Origin of the sequence: Christiangramia portivictoriae DSM 23547, from assembly GCF_000423045.1 — a bacterium.
Classification (GTDB): Bacteria; Bacteroidota; Bacteroidia; order Flavobacteriales; family Flavobacteriaceae; genus Christiangramia; species Christiangramia portivictoriae.
Genome location: NZ_AUHF01000007.1, coordinates 44207 through 62703, shown reverse-complemented (window position 1 = coordinate 62703; position 18497 = coordinate 44207). Strand labels below are relative to the sequence as shown.

Annotated in this window: 13 protein-coding genes and 1 tRNA gene; 10 read left to right on the top strand and 4 right to left on the bottom strand. The window is 40.6% G+C overall.

All coding sequences use genetic code 11. The features are described from left to right. Positions 1 to 13 precede the first annotated feature (13 nt). Positions 14 to 86 (bottom strand) — tRNA-Phe (locus tag G529_RS0105330). A 104-nt stretch (positions 87 to 190) separates the two neighbouring features. Here G529_RS0105330 and G529_RS0105320 point away from each other — a divergent pair. The 6 genes from G529_RS0105320 (at position 191) to G529_RS0105290 (ending at position 7811) form a co-directional block, all read left to right on the top strand. Beyond that, complete coding sequence (locus G529_RS0105320; protein WP_026914560.1) at positions 191 to 922, top strand: type III pantothenate kinase; 732 nt, start codon at positions 191 to 193, stop codon at positions 920 to 922. Then, entirely contained in the window at positions 919 to 2163 is a 1245-nt protein-coding gene (bamG, locus tag G529_RS0105315; RefSeq protein WP_026914559.1) for a BamG family beta-barrel-assembly machinery protein, read from the top strand. Before G529_RS0105320 ends, bamG begins: the two co-directional genes overlap by 4 nt. Before the next feature lie 18 nt (positions 2164 to 2181). Then, a complete protein-coding gene (locus G529_RS0105310; protein WP_026914558.1) occupies positions 2182 to 3549 on the top strand; it encodes a tetratricopeptide repeat protein in 1368 nt (455 codons plus the stop codon). A 1-nt stretch (position 3550) separates the two neighbouring features. Beyond that, on the top strand, positions 3551 to 4123 hold the full coding sequence (lptC, locus tag G529_RS0105305) for an LPS export ABC transporter periplasmic protein LptC (RefSeq protein ID WP_026914557.1): 573 nt from the start codon (positions 3551 to 3553) through the stop codon (positions 4121 to 4123). Between the two features lie 189 nt (positions 4124 to 4312). Beyond that, on the top strand, positions 4313 to 5599 hold the full coding sequence (locus G529_RS0105295; RefSeq protein WP_026914555.1) for a hemolysin family protein: 1287 nt from the start codon (positions 4313 to 4315) through the stop codon (positions 5597 to 5599). Between the two features lie 94 nt (positions 5600 to 5693). Then, the gene (locus G529_RS0105290) at positions 5694 to 7811 is read left to right on the top strand and encodes a peptidylprolyl isomerase (RefSeq protein WP_026914554.1); all 2118 of its coding nucleotides are present in this window, start codon (positions 5694 to 5696) and stop codon (positions 7809 to 7811) included. Positions 7812 to 7863: 52 nt separating this feature from the next. Here G529_RS0105290 and G529_RS0105285 read toward each other — a convergent pair whose 3' ends face one another. Continuing rightward, positions 7864 to 8787 (bottom strand): GYDIA family GHMP kinase, encoded by a 924-nt coding sequence (locus tag G529_RS0105285; protein ID WP_026914553.1) that lies wholly within the window; start codon positions 8785 to 8787, stop codon positions 7864 to 7866. Next, positions 8787 to 10103, bottom strand: coding sequence for a hydroxymethylglutaryl-CoA reductase, degradative (locus G529_RS0105280; protein ID WP_026914552.1), 1317 nt, complete (start codon positions 10101 to 10103; stop codon positions 8787 to 8789). Before G529_RS0105280 ends, G529_RS0105285 begins: the two co-directional genes overlap by 1 nt. Positions 10104 to 10281: 178 nt before the next feature. Between G529_RS0105280 and G529_RS0105275 the strand changes: the two genes are divergently transcribed. The 4 genes from G529_RS0105275 (at position 10282) to G529_RS0105260 (ending at position 16455) form a co-directional block, all read left to right on the top strand. Further along, positions 10282 to 12453, top strand: a complete 2172-nt coding sequence (locus G529_RS0105275; RefSeq protein WP_026914551.1) for a S9 family peptidase — start codon at positions 10282 to 10284, stop codon at positions 12451 to 12453. 18 nt (positions 12454 to 12471) lie between these two features. Beyond that, positions 12472 to 14037, top strand: coding sequence for a peptide MFS transporter (locus G529_RS0105270; RefSeq protein WP_026914550.1), 1566 nt, complete (start codon positions 12472 to 12474; stop codon positions 14035 to 14037). Between the two features lie 12 nt (positions 14038 to 14049). After that, positions 14050 to 15837, top strand: a complete 1788-nt coding sequence (locus G529_RS0105265) for a peptide MFS transporter (protein WP_026914549.1) — start codon at positions 14050 to 14052, stop codon at positions 15835 to 15837. 75 nt (positions 15838 to 15912) lie between these two features. Beyond that, positions 15913 to 16455, top strand: coding sequence for a thioredoxin family protein (locus G529_RS0105260; protein ID WP_026914548.1), 543 nt, complete (start codon positions 15913 to 15915; stop codon positions 16453 to 16455). Positions 16456 to 16463: 8 nt separating this feature from the next. On the opposite strand, the gene G529_RS0105255 is transcribed toward G529_RS0105260, so the two are convergent. After that, a complete protein-coding gene (locus tag G529_RS0105255; protein ID WP_026914547.1) occupies positions 16464 to 18488 on the bottom strand; it encodes a ComEC/Rec2 family competence protein in 2025 nt (674 codons plus the stop codon). Positions 18489 to 18497: the final 9 nt, after the last annotated feature.

Genomic DNA, 18497 nt, shown 5'->3' with positions numbered 1-18497 from the left:
GGGTTTTTAAAGGTGGTGCCTCCAGGAATCGAACCAGGGACACAAGGATTTTCAGTCCTTTGCTCTACCAACTGAGCTAAGGCACCAGTTGCTTGTTTAAGCGGTGGCAAATATAATTTCATTTTTAGGAACTGGCAAAGGAATTTTTAAAAAAATGCTTTTGTATTTTTGAAGTTGAACAAAATCAAGCATGAATTTAGTACTCGATGCAGGGAATACGTCAGTAAAAGCAGCTGTTTATCAAAACGATACACTTCAGCATAAAGTTGTATTTCCAAAAGAATTTTTTTTTCAGGAATTAGAAAAAATTTTCAGCGACTATCCTGAAATCACTCATTCGATACTTTCCGCAGTCACAAAAGTCGAGGGAATGATCATTTCTGAATTAAAAAGTCGCACAGTTTTTCTTCAGTTATCCCAGGATACACCGGTTTCTTTCAGGAATGAATATGCCACTCCGCATACTTTGGGATTGGATAGAATTGCGTTAATGGCTGCGGCTGTACACCAATTTCCGAAGAAAAATGTACTGGTGATCGATGCTGGTACCTGTATCACATTCGATCTTAAGACTGATGAGGAAAAGTATCTTGGAGGAGCAATTTCACCAGGATTGGAAATGAGATTTAAAAGTCTGCACAAGTTTACAGCAAATTTACCGTTAATATCTGCGAAGCCGGATGTTGATCTCATAGGTAATACCACCGAGAGCAGCATGCAATCCGGAATTATTAACGGACTAAAAATGGAATTAAAGGGGGTTGTGGAAACCTATGCTTCTGAATTTGAAGATTTAACAGTAATATTTACCGGTGGAGATAGTCAACTTTTGTCTATACCAACTAAAAATAGCATATTTGCCAACTCAAATTTTTTGTTAGAAGGACTTAATTTCATTCTAGAATTTAACAAGACTCAATGATTAAACGATTTATAGTAATCGTAGCTTTATTTACAGGATTTATCGCTGAAGCTCAGGAAAATGTTTCTTCGCCTTATTCATATTATGGTATTGGTTTGACGAACTTCCAGGGAACTGTTGAAAACAGGTCTATGGGAGGTTTGAGTGTGTTTATGGATAGCATCCATGTAAACTTGCAGAACCCTGCCAGTTATGGTAGATTAAAGCTTACAGATTTTACTGTTGGTGCAAGTCACGATCGAGTGAAACTTGAAACTGACGGAGCATCAGATAACTCCAAGATATCATCGCTTGATTATTTAGCGCTGGCCTTTCCAATTAGTGATAAGGTTGGGATTGGTTTTGGAGTAATGCCTTATACCTCGGTTGGATACAAGATTTTGGATGTTGAAGATGACGCCTCTAGTTTGTTGACTGGTAGAGGTGGGATGAACAGAGTTTTCCTTTCTGCCGGATATGCCGTCAATGAGCATTTAAGTTTAGGGGTTGATGCCGATTATAACTTTGGAAACTTCCAGAATACCCAAAGTATCAATACTGAAGGTTTACAATATGGAACCAGTGATGTGAACAGATCAGACATTAAAGGTTTCACTTTCAATTTTGGAGCGAGTTATCAACGCCCGATTTCAGAGAAGCTTAATCTTCATCTTTCTACTACTTATGCACCGGAAATGGATCTTGATTCTGAAAATTTCAGAACTATTTCCACGATAGATTTTGCCAGCGGTACAGGAAGAACGCTGGATGAAAGGGAACTGGATCTAAGCGAAACCCAGTTTGCCTTCCCGTCTAAGTACAGTCTTGGAGCAGGAATAGGACAAACGAACAAATGGTTCGTGGGAGCTGAATATTCCAACGTTGGTTCAGGTTCTTACCAGGATAGCTTTAGCTTTAGAAATGATGGTGGGCAGTATGAGGATGCTTCTCAATTTAGTCTTGGAGGCTTTTATGTGCCAGATTATAATTCTTTCACAAGTTATTTGGAAAGAGTGGTTTACCGTGCTGGATTCCGGTACGATGAAACCGGTCTTATCGTCAATGGTGAATCTATCAATGAGTTTGGCATGTCTTTTGGATTAGGACTACCGATTGGACAATTGTTCTCCAATGCAAACTTCGGGATCGAGCTTGGACAAAGAGGTACAAGAGATGCCGGACTAGTTCAGGAGAAGTTTTTAAGACTGTCTGTAGGACTATCTTTAAACGACAAATGGTTCACGAAAAGAAAATTTGATTAACCACAATAAACTACAACGATGAAAAAGAATTTCTTAGCACTTTTGACAGTTGCCATGGTAGGAACTGGAGCTGTTAGTGCACAGGATTGTACAACTACCGCAGCTTTGGCTTATGATGCTGCTAAAGCAAAAAATTACGAGGCAGCTTATCCAAAACTTATGGAAGTGATGGAAGACTGTCCAAAATATAGTCTTGCAACTTACCAGTACCTGGAAAGAGCTATCGAATCTAAAATTGATAAAGCCGAAGAAGGCGATAAAGGTGAATTGGTAAAGGAACTTATCAAAGTATGGGAAACCAGACTGGAATTGTATCCTGAAAAAACCAAGGCTGGAAAAGTGTATTCAGATATCGCTCAGTTGAAGTATGATAACAAACTTGGGGATAAGGAAGAGCTTTATAAGGCCTATGACAAAGCCTGGAATGAAGATGTAGAGAATTTCACCAGCCCTAAGGCATTATATGCATATTTTGACCTTGTAGTTGATATGCAGGATGCAGGAGAAAGAAACCTTCAGAATGTGTTCGATCAATACGATAAAGTATATGCTAAGATCGAAAAAGAAGAGAACGATGCTGCAGAGGCACTGGCTCCACTTCTTAAAAAGCAGGAAGACGGTGAAGAGTTAACTGCGAAGGAAGAAAAGAAGATCAAAAATGCTGAAATTAACCTGAAGAACTATAGTATGGTTAGAAATGCATTAAATGGGAAATTGGGTGCAAGAGCAGATTGTAGTAACCTTATCCCTTTATACAAGAAAGATTTTGAGGAAAAGAAAGGGGACGTAAAATGGTTACAGAATGCAAACGCTAGACTTTCGGCTAAAGATTGTACTGAAGATCCATTGTTCATCCAGGTTTCTGAAGCTTTACATAAGTTAGAGCCATCTGCAAAGTCTGCATACTCTTTAGGGCAGTTAGCTGAAGCTAATGGGAATGGTTCAAAGGCGTTGGAGTATTACAACCAGGCAGCAGAGCTTGAAACTAATAAGTCTGACCAGGCGAAGATCTACTATAGAATCGCTGGTAACTATAAGGATAAAGGACAGTACGGTCAAGCCAGAAACTTTTACAACAAAGCGATAGCTGCAAAGCCATCTCTTGGTAGCGCTTACCTACAGATCGCAAATATGTATGCTAAGAGTGCAAATAGCTGTGGTACAGATACTTTTACAAAAAGAGCAGTGTACTGGTTGGCGGCAGATTATGCTTCCAGAGCAGCAAGAGTTGATCCATCGATCGCTTCTAACGCAAATCAGGCAGCAGCTTCTTATAAAGGTCTTGCTCCACAGAAGTCTGATGTATTCCAGTCTTCTTACAAGCCAGGACAGTCCATCACTTTTGGATGTTGGATCGGGACATCGGTGAAAGTACCGAATCTATAAGATGAGGCTAACATATAGCAATATTATTTCAGGCATTGTCACGCTCTTAGGCGTGACAATGCTTTTTTCATGCGAAGGTAATCTTCGCGAGGTCCGTGCATTTAGCATGGAGGAAGATGCTCCGCAGGCCATTGCCGAGGGCATTAATTTAAAGTTTACAGATTCGGGCAGACTGGTAGCAACACTCAAGAGTCCGCGTATGCTGGATTTTACCAATAAAAGCTTTCCTTACCGGGAATTTCCCGATGGAGTAGAAGTGGAATTCTTTGATGAGAAGAACGAAAGCAATACCGTAGTTGCAGATTATGGGATCGTTTATGAGGCAACTAAGCTGGTAGACCTCCAGGGTAATGTTGTTATCATAACTGCAGATAGCACCAAACTGGAAGCGAGTCAGTTATTCTGGGACCAGGATCGCAACTGGGTATTTACAGATAAACCAAACAAGATCAGGTTTCCGGATGGATCGTACACCGAAGATCTTGGTTTTGATTCTAATCAGGATTTCAGTAATTTTCGTTCAAGAACCAATACGGGAATCCAAATTGTAGAAGAAGAAAAAGAAGATGAGTAAATTTTTCAAATATTTTGAATACGCATACTTGATGTTCGCAGCATTCTTTCTTTTTGAAGCAGTGCGCATCTGGAATGATGAGCGGCAACGGGCTTACGTATTTCTGTTCTTTGTGGCAATTGCAATATTCATGTTCTTCTTCAAACGGCGATTTAGGCGCCGCTACGAAGAGCGCAATAAATAGCCTGAATGGAGGTTGAGATAGTTATCATAGTTTGCTCTTTAATTCTTTCTGCGTTTTTCTCAGGAATGGAAATCGCTTATGTTTCTTCCAATAAGATCTTTATAGAGATAGAAAAGCGCCAAAATGATTTCCTGGCGACCGTTTTAAAACGCCTTACCAAAAAACCTTCTAAATTCATCGCAACCATGCTTGTTGGAAACAACATAGCGCTGGTGGTTTATGGATTTTTCATGGGCGATCTGCTTATGTACTGGTTAGGCGGTCTCGATCCACAGAATGGCATTATCAATTATCTCGTTGTGGATCTTAGTCTGCTTACTCAAACAGTTATATCTACTCTCGTAATTTTGCTTACTGCGGAATTTCTTCCGAAGGTATTTTTCCAGATCTACGCCAACAGCATGTTAAAATTATTTGCCGTACCTGCCTATATTTTCTACCTGCTCTTCAGTTTTGTGTCTTCTTTTGTTATCTGGATTTCAGATATTATTCTGAAGAGATTTTTCAAAACCGATGGAGATGAAGTTCAATTAGCCTTCAGTAAAGTGGAATTAGGCAACTTCATTAGTGAACAAATGGAAACTGTTGAAGAGCACGAGGATGTGGATAGTGAAATTCAGATCTTTCAGAATGCTTTGTCATTTTCAGATATTAAGGCTAGAGAGGTGATGATTCCAAGAACCGAGATCATCGCGGTAGATCAAAACCAGGCGCCAAGTGACCTGGTTGAAACCTTTACAGAAACCGGACTATCGAAATTGCTGGTTTACAACGATACCATTGATGATATTATTGGTTATGTACATTCCTTCGAGTTGTTTAAAAGACCAAGATCTATCAAATCAATCCTTTTACCAGTAATCTTTGTGCCGGAAACCATGTGGATCAAGGATGTTCTGAATATACTGATCAAAAAAAGAAAAAGTATTGCAGTGGTTATCGATGAGTATGGAGGTACCAGTGGGATGATGACGGTTGAAGATATTGTGGAGGAACTTTTTGGAGAGATTGAAGATGAGCATGATTCAGCAGTATTGATCGAGGAAAAACTGGCAGATAATCACTTTAAATTTTCAGCCCGGCTGGAAGTAGATTATTTAAACGAGAATTACAGGACTGAAATTCCCGAGGGAGAAAACTACGAAACCTTAAGCGGATTTATAGTCAACCATACCGAAGAAATTCCGCAGCAGGGAGAAGTCATTAAGATCGAGGATTTCGAGATCAAAATCCTGGAAACTTCCAACACCAAAATCGAATTGGTAGAGCTGAAAATCAATCCGGAAGACTAAAAATTGAAAGTTAAGAATTTGCTAATTTTAAATTTTATTATTAGCCTAAAAACCTTATTTTCGCCCCCTATATTTTGACAAATTTTATATTCAAATGGCAGTATTAAACAAAATCAGACAGCGTTCTGTTTTCCTGATTATTATCATTGCACTGGCTCTTTTCTCTTTTGTATTGGCCGATGTGATTAGAAATGGAGGCTTTAGTGGCCAGGATTCCCAAAATGTAATCGCAACCGTGAACGGGAACGATGTGGATAGAGAGGAATTTGCCCGTGAAGTGGAGGCTTTCGAAAGAAATATGGGTAATAATATTAGTACTACCCAGGCGGTAAACCGTATCTGGGACCAGAAATTACGCCAGGTAATTCTTGAAGAAGAAGTGGAGAAATTAGGTTTAAGAGCGGGAGAAGATCAGGTAACTGAACTTGTGCGTACTCAAATGGCTGGAAATCCAAACTTCTCTAATGAAGCTGGAATGTTTGATGAGAACAGACTAAGGGAATATGTTGCCAATTTAAAGGAAACCTCTCCAGAGGCTTATGCTCAGTGGCAGCAGTTTACTTCTAATCTTGCGCAAACCGCCAAGATGAATGCTTATTACAACATGGTTAGCGCTGGTGTTGGAGCAACATTACTGGAAGGTGAGCAGGCTTACAAGATGCAGAATGATAATATTAATATGAAATTTGTCCAGATTCCTTATTCTTCAATTCCAGATAGTGAAGTTGAAGTTTCTAAATCTGATATCAAGTCATATATCGAAAAACATGCTTCCAAATATGAATCTGATGCTTCCAGAAGCATGCAGTATGTGATTTTTGAAGAAGCCGCTTCCATGGATGATGAATCTGAAGCTAAAGAAGCACTTTCAAAATTAAGAAGTCAGCGAGTTGAATATAACGCAGCGATAGGTGCGAATGACACTCTTCCAGGATTTGACAGTACAGATAACTATGCAGATTTTATTGCCAACAACTCAGATCTTCCTTATCAGAACATCTTTAGATTCAGAAATGATCTGAAAGGTGAGAACGCTGAGCAGATCTTCAATCTTAACGAGGGAGAATCTTTTGGTCCTTATAAGGAAAACGGATTCTGGAAACTTAGTAAGGTTGTGGAGACCAAAAATATTCCAGATTCTGTAAAAGCAAGTCACATTCTAATTAGCTACAACGGTTCTCAGTTAGGTGCAGCCGGTAATAGAACAAAGGCTGATGCTAAAGCTTTAGCTGATAGTATTGCTGGAGTTGTAAGATCAGACTCCGGTAAATTCGCAGCACTTGCTTCTGAATTTTCAGCCGATACTTCCAATAAAGAACAGGCTGGTGATCTTGGATACTTCGTTCCTGGAATGATGATCCCAGCATTTGAAAATTACGTGTTTGAAAATAAAACCGGAGATATAGGTGTTGTGGAAACTCCACTTGGATATCATGTAATTTCCATAGATGATCAAACTGAAGCTGCCAGAGCGGTGAAAGTTGCGACCATTGCCAGAGAGATACAGGCTTCAGAAAAAACAATGAACGAACAGTTCAACGAAGTAACGAAGTTTGAGATCGCTGCGGCTGAAGGCTTTGGTAAAGTAGCAAAGGAAAGCAATTATGAAGTACGTACTGTAAAAGATGTAAAAGCGCTTGATGAGAACATTCCTGGTGCTGGTGCTCAAAGAAGAGTGATCCAGTGGGCATTTGAAGATGATGCCAAAGTTGGGGACGTAAGAAGATTTGATACGAACAATGGCTACGTTGTTGCACAGCTTACTTCCAAGCAGGACAAAGGTCTTATGAGTGTTGAAGAAGCTTCAGCTGAAGTTACTCCAATTTTGGTTAAGCAAAAGAAAGCGGAACTTATTAAGGAAAGACTTAAAGGAAATTCTCTACAAGAGATTGCCGGAAATCAAGGTGTAAGTGTTCAAACTGCAGATGCGGTGAACCTTAACAGTCCTACTCTGGCAGGAGCAGGTGAAGAGCCGGAAGTAGTGGGTACTGTTTTTTCACTCGAAAAAGGAGAAATGAGTGAGCCTATCGCTGGCGAAAAGGGTGTGTATATTGCAGAGCTTGTAAGTAAGTTCGAAGCTCCAAAAATGGAATCCTATAAAGCCTTTGCTAACCAGGAAAGTGCTTCAAGAAGAGCTCAGGCTACTTCCAGAGTTTTTGAAGCTTTGAAGAAGAAAGCAGATATTCAGGATAACAGGGCTAAGTTCTACTAAGGCTTAGCAATTACAGTTGTAAAAAAATCCTCATCGAAAGATGAGGATTTTTTTATTTGATCATTTCAGAATAGCTTAGGATGTCACGATATCCATTATTTCTAAAGTATTCTTTCGATAGTTCATCACCGGTCGCCATTACAAAATCTCCTCCCCAGCCGCCAAGACTTTTTACAAATCCTTTATAATCCGGGAACAATTGATCCTGTATCCTTGGAGTAGCTATTGCCTTTGAAATCAGGATTTCATGCGCCTTTAAAAGCATTTTGAATTCTATCAGGTTATCACATCTCAGTACCTGTTCAGTAATGCCAGAGATCTTCTCAATTAGCGCTGTTCTGTTGGAGGTGCTCTGCTTGCGGTAATGGGCGATCGCCTCTCGGCTATTCTGTTTACGATTGAGATACACGAAAAAAAGTTCATTCTTAAATGGAGGATCAAAATCTACCGTAAATACTGAAGCTTCCCGGTCAGTTAGTTGAAAGCTGATGGGATGATCGTTATTTGCTGCAGCAATATCATAACCACTGCCACCAAAAGTGGCCTCCAGAAGTTTATAGGCATCAAGATCCAGCCAGTTCGCAATATTGTTGATTAAGGTAGAGGAGGTTCCCAGGCCCCATTTTCTATTAAACTCCAGTAAAGTCTTAATATCATAACCATTCCTGAAATTTTCCGGTTTTATAGCGTAGGCGTACTTCAGGATCTGCTGTAAGCGTCTTGCAATTTCCTTTTGTTCGGGATTTGCAAGAACAGAGTTTTCTGTTGAAAACTCACCATCGTTTATTTTGAAATCTGCCTGGAACCAGCTTTGCTTGTCTTTGTCCAGACTTTGCCAGGAAATAATGGAAGAATCATTGGCTTCCACCAGTAAGGACTGGCCTTTTCTGGTTGGTAATGCTAAAGATTTCGCGCCATCCAGAATGGCATATTCTCCCGTAAGCAATAATTTGCCGTTACTATGATATTGCTGCATTAGCCTCGTATTCTTTCAAGTTGTTCGATCACTCCACTATGCGTAATTGTGTTTTTGGTGAAGTAAGCGATCATTAGTTGTTTTTCCTCTTCGGTAGCCTGTTGCTGGTTAAGGATATTCATAAGGTGCATTTTCATGTGTCCTTGCTGAATTCCTGTAGTGGTAAGAGATTTAACCGCGGCAAAATTCTGCGCTAATCCGGCAACGGCTGTAATTTTCATTAATTCTTCAGCAGACGGATCCTGCAACATATTCAGTGCAAGTTTTACCAATGGATGTAGTGAGGTAAGGCCGCCAACCGTACCAAGAGCAAGAGGAATTTCCATCCAAAAGTGAAAAATACCATCTTCCAGCTTCGCATGCGTCAGGCTTGTATAGCGTCCATTTCTGGAGGCATAGGCATGAATACCAGCTTCAACCGCGCGAAAGTCATTCCCGGTAGCCAGTACCACGGCATCGATCCCGTTCATGATTCCTTTATTATGTGTCACTGCGCGATAGGGCTCAATTTCAGCAATTTTAATCGCCTGTATGAATTTCTCTGCGAAATCTCTTCCCTGTATCTCTGGGTTGTCTGATAATTGATCTACAGGACAGGAAACTTCTGCTCTTACAATACATTCAGGAACATAATTGGAAAGTATGCTCATTACAATTTCCAGCTGCTTTTCATCTTCTGAAAAATAGTTGGTGACTCGCGCCTGGTTCCGCAGGACATCTGCGAATTTCTCGAGGCATGAATTAATGAAGTTCGCACCCATGGAATCACGTGTATCGAACTTTGCGAATAGCTGATAATAATGCTCGAGTTCTGAAGTTTTATCTACTAGCTCAAGATCCAGAATTCCGCCGCCACGCTTTTCCATATTTTTGGTGATAGGAGCTACAGCATCGAGCAGGTTTTGACGATTTTCCTCGAAAAAACGTTCCAGATTTTTTTTACTGCCCCTGAACATGAAATGAACCTGGCCAATTTTGGTCATATTTAAAACTTCAGCTTTAAACCCTCCACGTTCTCCCCAGAATTTCGCCGCTTTGCTCGCGGCAGCAACTACCGAGCTTTCTTCAATCGCCATTGGTATGGCGTATAGCCGGTCATTGATCTTAAAGTTTGGAGCAATCCCAAAGGGAAGATAGTAGTTGGAGATCGTGTTCTCTATAAATTCGTCATGCAGCTTTTGAAGGCTTTCGTCTGTATTCCAGTAATTCTGGAGTATAGCTACAGCTTCAGGAGATTTTGACAGGTAGTTTTCTGCCAGCCAGTCGATCTTTTCTTGCTTACTGAGCCTGGAGAATCCGTTAACGGGTTTGGTCATTTGAGTAGTTTTCAGGAGCACAAAGATACGAAGCTAATTTAAGACCTGTATAAAGTGGTTTCATGCCCCGGGATAGCCCTGTCTCTTTAACACTTACTTAGTAATTTACAAGATATGATAGTCATTTTTTGGTTAAATTTTAGTAAACTTGGCCTGCATTAATTATTCTACAAATTTTATGAAATTCCCCTATACTTTTGTTGCCTTTTTACTCATGGCGACTTCAGTGCTATCTGCACAAAAGAAGGAAGTTAGTCTTGAAGAGATCTGGAATGGTAGTTTCCGCCAGGAAAGGCTTCAATCCCTGCAATCTCTCAATAACGGAGAAGAATATGTGGTGATGAACCGCGATCGCGAGACCGGTACGGTGAGCATCGATATTTACAGTTATAAGACTGGTAAAAAAACCCGTACACTTCTGGACAGTAAAGACCTTACCGAAATTAAAAGTTTTCAAAGTTTCAAATTCAGCGAAGACGAGAATAAAATTTTACTTTCTACTGAAATTGAGCCTATTTACAGGCGTTCATCGAGAGAAATCGTTCACGTCTATGATATAGCTTCTAAAAAACTCACAAAAGTTAGCGACAAGAAAATCCAGGAAGCTTCTTTTTCCCCAGATAATTCCAAGCTTGCTTATGTGTTCGAAAACAACATTTATATGCTGGATCTTGAATCTATGAAAGAAACACAAGTGACCATGGATGGGGAGATCAACAGTGTTATTAATGGTATTACAGACTGGGTTTATGAAGAGGAATTTTCTTTTGTAAAAGCCTTTGCCTGGAACCCAACCGGTGAAAAGATCGCTTACTTAAGGTTTGATGAATCAGCAGTACCGGAATTCTCTATGGATCTCTTCGGAAAAGACCTTTACCCAACACAACAGGTTTTTAAATATCCAAAGGCGGGTGAGTCCAATTCAGAAGTTAGCCTGCATATGTACGATGTAGAAGCGAACTCTTCCGAAGAAATTAAACTGGGAGATTATGCAGACTTCTATATCCCACGAATCAAATGGTCTTCAGAAGAGATGCTGCTAAGCGTTCAGGTTTTAAACAGGCATCAGAATAATCTGGATCTTATCTTTGTAAATGCTGAAACCAATGAAGCCAAAGTGGTCCTGAACGAGACTGATGAGGCTTATGTGGATATCACAGATAATCTAACGTTTCTTGAAGACAATAGTTTTATCTGGACCAGCGAAAAAGATGGCTGGAATCATATTTACCACTATGCTGAAGATGGAAAGTTGATCGATCAGATTACTTCAGGAGAATGGGAAGTGACCAATTACTATGGTTTTGACAAAAAGGCTAAACGCATCTATTTTCAAAGTACTGAAAATGGAAGTGTGAACAGGGATATTTATTCTATCAAGCCCAATGGAAAATCAAAAACAAGGCTAACCAGGAAAGATGGTACAAATTCAGCCGACTTCAGTGCAGATTACACCTACTTCATCAACACATTTACGAATGTGAATACGCCACCGGTTTATACGCTGCACCAGGCTAAAGATGGTAAGCAGGTGCGTGAGATCCTTAATAACAACGAGCTCCTAAAAAATAATGAAGCTTATCAATTTTCACCAAAAGAACTTTCCAGTATCAATGTGAATGGAAATGAGCTGAACATGTGGACGATCAAACCAGCAAACTTTGATGAGAATAAGGAGTACCCGGTTTTAATGTTTCAATATTCCGGTCCCGGATCACAGTCGGTTTCCAATTCATACTTTGGAAGTAATGATTACTGGTATCAATTACTGGCGAACAAAGGATATATGATCGTTTGTATTGACGGTAGAGGAACAGGTTTCAAAGGAGCTGAATTTAAAAAAGTAACTTACCAGGAACTTGGAAAATTTGAAGTGGAAGATCAAATCGCAGCAGCCAGACAGTTAGCTGAAATGAGTTATGTGGATGCAGATCGTATTGGAATCTGGGGTTGGTCATACGGTGGATTTATGTCTACCAACGCAATATTAAAAGGTAATGATGTGTTCTCTATGGCGATTGCCGTAGCCCCGGTTACCAGCTGGAGATTTTACGACACGGTTTATACTGAAAGATATATGCGTACTCCGCAGGAGAATGCTTCCGGATACGATGAGAATTCCCCGTTAAGCCATGCAGATAAACTCGAAGGTGATTATTTGTTGATACACGGTGGCGGTGATGATAACGTACATGTGCAGAATACCATGCGCATGGTGGAAGAACTCGTGCAGGCGAACAAACAATTTGACTGGGCGATCTACCCAGACAGAAATCATGGAATTTATGGTGGAAACACCAGACTTCATCTATACCAGATGATGACAGACTTTATACTCGAAAAACTTTAATTTAATATCCTCTAATAAATGGCAACTACAGACGTACGCGTTAAACAAAAAGAATTATTTGGCCACCCGGTAGGTCTCTATATTTTATTTTTCACTGAAATGTGGGAACGTTTTTCCTATTATGGAATGCGTGCTATTCTGGTACTCTACCTTGTAAGTGCAACTACTGAAGGTAACGCAGGACTGGGATGGACCCAGGCTGAGGCCCTGGCGCTCTACGGTTGGTACACCATGCTGGTATATGTCGCATCGATACCGGGAGGAATCCTGGCCGATAAAGTATTTGGGCAAAAACGAGCCGTCCTTATAGGAGGTATTGTGCTGGTTGCGGGACATGGTATACTGGCAGTGGAAGAAATGTGGGCATTCTATACAGGTCTGGGTTTAATTATTGCCGGTGTTGGTTTCTTAAAACCGAATATCTCAACCATGGTGGGAGGTCTTTACAAAGAAGGTGATATTCGAAGAGATAAAGGATTTACGATTTTCTATATTGGTATTAACCTGGGAGCTTTCCTCTCAAGTTTGATTGTGGGATATGTAGGAGAAAACATAGGATGGCATTATGGTTTTGGTCTGGCCGGGATCGCAATGGCACTTGGATTGATTGTTTACCTCGTTGGACAAAAACACCTGGTGAACGTTGGAAACCTGCTTTCCAAAGTGGAGCGGGATGAAGGTGCTTCTCTTGGTAATTTGTTTGCCGACTTATTTAAGTCTCCGGTTCAATTAGCAATCACCGGAATTCTACTTGTAGCTTCAATTGCAGGATTTTTCTTTATAGGAATAGGTTACGGCCTGCTGTTCATTTTCCTAACCCTTGTGATCAGTATGATGATGATGGTTTATAAAGATCTTACAACCAAGGTGATGAAAGACCGTTATGTGGTAATGTTACTATCTTTTATCCTGGTAATTGTATTCTGGGGAGCTTTTGAGCAGGCCGGTGGATTGATGAATATTTACGCTCTGGATAATACAGATAGATCATTGCCATTTAGTTTACCATTAATTGGAAATGAGGTGCCAGCATCATGGTTCCAGTCCTTAAATGCCCTGTTTATTATTGTTTTTGGTCTCGTGGTGGCAAATTACTGGGCTAAGCGTAAACTTAAAAGTAAAGAGGCTTCTTCCATTTTCAAGATGGCTACAGGGGTGATCATCATGGGGCTTGGTTTTATTTTCATGGTATTTGCAGCTCTACAATTCGAGTCTAATGGTTCATCTGCCATGTACTGGTTGGTACTGGCTTATTTATTCCACACCATAGGTGAGTTGTGTTCATCTCCGGTTGCACTTTCCTTTATCACGAAATTGGCTCCGGTAAGATACGCATCGCTTATGATGGGTGTTTACTTTGCGGCCACAGGACTTGGAAACAAAGTTGCTGGGATCATTGGTGAATTTGCTTCAGAAGCAGGAGATATTGCTATTTTCTCAGGAATCACCATTTTCACTGTGATATTTGCAGCGATTGTTCTTATTATGCTAAAGCCACTAAAAAGGCTTACTCACGGCGTGGAAGACAACGAAAGAGAATTGCCTGAGCAGGAAGAGTATGATCTGGCAAATACCAAATCTTAAACTCATCCGGTTATGAGTGTGCAGGGAACAGTGAACCTGGAAAATGATTTCTTTAAGAGTAAAGTATTAGGCCATCCTGCAGGACTTTTTGTCCTCTTCTTTACTGAAATGTGGGAACGCTTCTCTTTCTACGGAATGCGGGTGCTTTTGGTAAATTTTCTTACCATGGCGATCGTAGGCGTCGATAATCCCGGTTGGGGCTGGACCGCTGAAAATGCCGGAGCTCTCTTCGGAACCTATGCCGGATTGCTTTATCTCACTCCAATTCTGGGCGGACTCATCGCAGATAAATTTACTGGTTATCGCTGGGCAGTGATCATAGGTGCTGCGATCATGACCCTGGGTCATGCATCCATGGCACTGGAGACTGAAACTTCTCTTTACCTGGGACTTGGTTTATTAGTGATTGGAACCGGTTTTTTTAAACCAAATATCACCTCCATCATTTCTGAAATGTATGAAGGTAAAACCGATAAAAAAGATGGTGCCTATACCATTTTCTATATGGGTGTAAATGCAGGGGCATTCTTCGGAATGATGCTCTGCGGTTATCTTGCCGAAAAGATTGGCTGGAGCTGGGGCTTTGGCCTTGCCGGAATCTTCATGCTTCTCGGGACTTTACAATTCTGGCTCGCGAAACCTCTCTTCGGAAAGATTGGTGGGGTTCCAGATAAAGAACTGGCGGCAAAACATTTACAAGAAGAGGAAAGCAAAGGAGTACAGCACAAGCCAAATCCTTTTACGCTACTAGATAAGATACTGGTCTTTGCTTCTGCGTGCATTGGATTTTTATACTTGATCAACGATCCATTGTCCCGGATTGGAGATCTCAATTTACTTCCCGTGGTGATGCCTTTCGATTTTGGTGGCGAACCTTTTTCCGGCCCTATTGGAATGGCTTTGATTGGTTTAATACTATTTTTGATTCTGGTAATATCCAGAATTGCCCGATATGCGCCAATTGTTCGTGACCGCCTGATCGCAGTGATTATTTTTGCTGTATTTACAGTATTCTTTTTCCTGGCATTCGAACAGGGAGCATCTTCCCTGATCATTTTCGCCAGGGATAATGTAGACAGAGTGCTCACTGGAAACTCTGCCATGGTTTTCAATATTATGAATGCACTGCTTACCGTAGTGCCGCTGGCAATCATCACTTGGGTGCTGTATCTACTATGGAAGCAGACTTTTTCTAAAATCCCAGGTTCTAATATCATCCTGGGAATATGCTTTGCGGGGATCTGGGCTTTGGTGATCTGGATGTTAGTGCGTGAATTTTCAGCAACTACGACCGAGATCACGGTGTCGTGGTTTAGCATTCTGAATTCTTTCTTTATTATTGTTTTTGCATCTTTCTTCTCGAAATGGTGGGAAAGTAAATACAATCCTTCTGCAGCCTACAAATACTGTTTTGGGCTTGTACTGCTCGGTCTTGGTTTTGGACTACTAGCTCTTGGGTCAAGCGGACTTGCAGCAGGAGCGAAAGTGAGCATGATCTGGCTTATTCTGGCATATTTGCTTCATACTCTTGGTGAATTATGTCTGTCACCACTTGGATTATCATACGTAAGTAAGCTGGTGCCAGCAAGAATGATCGCCTTTATGTTCGGGATGTGGTACCTGGCGATCGCCATTGGAAACAAACTTGCCGGATCACTTGGAGGTATGATCGAATCTGTCACAGAACAGTATGACCTTTCTACCTTCTTCCTCATATTCACCATAGTTCCGATTGCAGGTGGATTGCTGGTAGCCTTGCTGAATCCATTGCTCAAGAAATTGATGCACGGAATCAAATAATTAAAGCCATATTAAAGCGTTTCTATTAGCTTAGGAACGCTTTTTGCTCTTAGCTAAATTCATTAATTTTAGCATATGAAAAAACTGATTTTTTTTCTCATTCTCATCATGGCTGTATCAGCGGTACAGGCGCAGGAAATTAAGTGGATGAGTATGAATGAAGCTTTGGCAGCTCAAAAGAAAGAGCCAAGAAAGATCTTTGTAGATGCTTATACTACCTGGTGTGGTCCATGTAAACTTTTGGATAAAAACACTTTTGGTAATAAGGACGTCGCGAATTATATCAATAAACATTACTACGCTGTAAAATTTAATGCAGAAGGTAATGAGGTAGTGAGATACAAAGACAAGGTATTTAAGAACCCGAATTATCAAGCCGACAGGAAAGGAAGGAATTCTGTGCATGAGTTTGCCCTGGCTATGGGCGTAAATGCCTACCCAACGATGGTGTTTTTCGATGAACAAGGCAAGTTTCTTTCTCCACTCAAGGGATATCTCACTCCTCAAAAGCTCGAAATATTCTTAAAAGTTTTTGCCTCCAACGACTATAAAACTGTTACTACAGAGGAAGACTGGAAAGCCTACCAGGAGAATTTTGAAAACAAATTCTCTGGATAGCAAGCCAGTTACTTCAGGATATAAGCTCCCTTTTCAGCAGTAGCATGGAAAGGGATTTTTTTATTACGCGCAGTCTCTTTCCACTTTTTTACCAGATAGGGATAATTGCTTCCATCGGCTATGACCTGTTTCGGTTTGGAATTCATTAGCAACCTTTCAAAATTGATTTTAGGAGAATTCCGAAGCAAAAGTAACTCAGGGGAAATCTCTAGCTCTGGCAGGATGATACTATCACTCTGGACATACAGTAAACCACGCGGAGTCGTATAGGCCTTTTCTATCGCCTTTCGCTCGAGTCTCTTGATCTTACGTTCGCGTATGTAATCGATTAGTTGTGGTGCTTCGGAAGTGCTTGTAGCAACTAACAAATGGTCGTTCTCCTTAAAAGTAATGCCGCTTGTTTTGTAGCGATGCATGATCATAACTTCAGCTGAAGGATTTGAAATTCTAGTGGCGATGCTGCTAAGCTGAAGAAATATGATTCCTATTAGTAAAACTGTACTATTTCTAAAGCTCGCTTTTTGCCAGAACATCAATAAACCTGCTAAAACCACGTACAGAGCCATCATATGATAAAGATCGAGGTCAATATTACTTAGCACGAATTGCTTTTGAGAAGCGATCTCTGTAACAATCCAGTTCATGCCTGCCAGCATTTCATTGAATATCCGTACAAAAAGATCTGGTAAGTAGCCAAAATATGCCAACGCCAGCACTACAATACCTGAAATGAGCAATACACCCAGAAAAGGAAGGATAAATAAGTTCGTAAGCAGGAACAGTCCCGGGAACTGATGGAAATAATAAATACTTAAGGGCAGGACGCCAATCTGCGCAGCAATACTCACGGAACTCAATTTCCAGAAATAATCAAGGAACTTATCATCGATGTTTACTAATTTATATAGTTTTGGCTGGATCAGCAAAATGCTGAATACCGCGAGATAACTTAGCTGAAAGCCGACTTGTAGTATATAGTAAGGATCGATAAGCAGGAGGAAGAAGAATGATAGAGCAAGGCTATTAAAAGCTCCGGTTTTCCTTCTTAAATTTAAACCCACAGCCAGGAAGCTAAACATGGTTACTGCTCTTACTACCGATGGCTGCAGCCCTGTGAGTATGGCAAAAGCCCATAAAATTAGAAGCGATAGAAGCAAGCCTGCGAATTTCCCGGATCTAGATCTTTTTAGAGGTTGTAAGAGCCAGTTGAGTATCAATAAAAGGATTCCAATATGGAGTCCGCTAATGGCCAGGATATGCACCGCTCCTGCCGCAGAGTAGTCTTTATAAAGTTCGTCATTCAAATCGCTGCGTTGACCAAGTATTAATGCCTGAAATACCGCCAGCTCGTTTTGCGAAAAATCATGTTTTCGAACTTTGCCGATAAGGTCCCTTCGTAAAGACCTGGAATAACTATGCAAACTCTTATTATAAGAATGAACCTCTACTTCTGAAGAAGTTAATTGCAACTGCCGATGGATCTTCAAACCCTCCAGGTAGTCCTTGTAACTAAACATAAAAGGATTCGATGGTGGTTTGACGTTTTCTGGCTTAAACGGGAGCAATAAAACATCACCAGGCCTTAAAATTATCAGCTTCTCTGGGTTTTTATTGATGCTGAGCAGGATTTTTCCGGTAAGCTTGAAAGATTTATTTGTAGTCTGAAGTGATCTGGCTTCAATAATATATCTGGAACTATACTGATTCGGTTTTAATTCTTCTGAAACTTCAGCTTTAAGAATTTGCCCATCTTCAAGTTCAAAATTGGTATAATGTGAGGATATGTTTTCCGGTTGCCTAAGCTGAACTGCAGTAAATCCCAGGCTGGCAATTAATAAAAAGGTGAGTATTCCGAAGAAGTTATCTGGAAATACTGGTTTCGTACTTCTGTGATAGGCGATGAAAAAGAGGAGCAGGAAGCCCATGCTGATTAACAGGCTTAGAACCAGATCTACCCAAATGGAGAAGCCCAGCAGAATTCCCGCTAACAGGTACAAACTAAGCCGTATAAAAACGAATCCTGAACTTTTCAAGCTGTAGAA

Coding starts and splice junctions, on each gene's coding strand:
- G529_RS0105320 (WP_026914560.1), top strand. CDS start 191: ATGAATTTAGTACTCGATGCAGGGAATACGTCAGTAAAAGCAGCTGTT.
- G529_RS0105280 (WP_026914552.1), bottom strand. CDS start 10,103: ATGACCAAACCCGTTAACGGATTCTCCAGGCTCAGTAAGCAAGAAAAG.
- G529_RS0105260 (WP_026914548.1), top strand. CDS start 15,913: ATGAAAAAACTGATTTTTTTTCTCATTCTCATCATGGCTGTATCAGCG.
- lptC (WP_026914557.1), top strand. CDS start 3,551: ATGAGGCTAACATATAGCAATATTATTTCAGGCATTGTCACGCTCTTA.
- G529_RS0105295 (WP_026914555.1), top strand. CDS start 4,313: ATGGAGGTTGAGATAGTTATCATAGTTTGCTCTTTAATTCTTTCTGCG.
- G529_RS0105275 (WP_026914551.1), top strand. CDS start 10,282: ATGAAATTCCCCTATACTTTTGTTGCCTTTTTACTCATGGCGACTTCA.
- bamG (WP_026914559.1), top strand. CDS start 919: ATGATTAAACGATTTATAGTAATCGTAGCTTTATTTACAGGATTTATC.
- G529_RS0105270 (WP_026914550.1), top strand. CDS start 12,472: ATGGCAACTACAGACGTACGCGTTAAACAAAAAGAATTATTTGGCCAC.
- G529_RS0105265 (WP_026914549.1), top strand. CDS start 14,050: ATGAGTGTGCAGGGAACAGTGAACCTGGAAAATGATTTCTTTAAGAGT.
- G529_RS0105310 (WP_026914558.1), top strand. CDS start 2,182: ATGAAAAAGAATTTCTTAGCACTTTTGACAGTTGCCATGGTAGGAACT.
- G529_RS0105290 (WP_026914554.1), top strand. CDS start 5,694: ATGGCAGTATTAAACAAAATCAGACAGCGTTCTGTTTTCCTGATTATT.
- G529_RS0105285 (WP_026914553.1), bottom strand. CDS start 8,787: ATGCAGCAATATCATAGTAACGGCAAATTATTGCTTACGGGAGAATAT.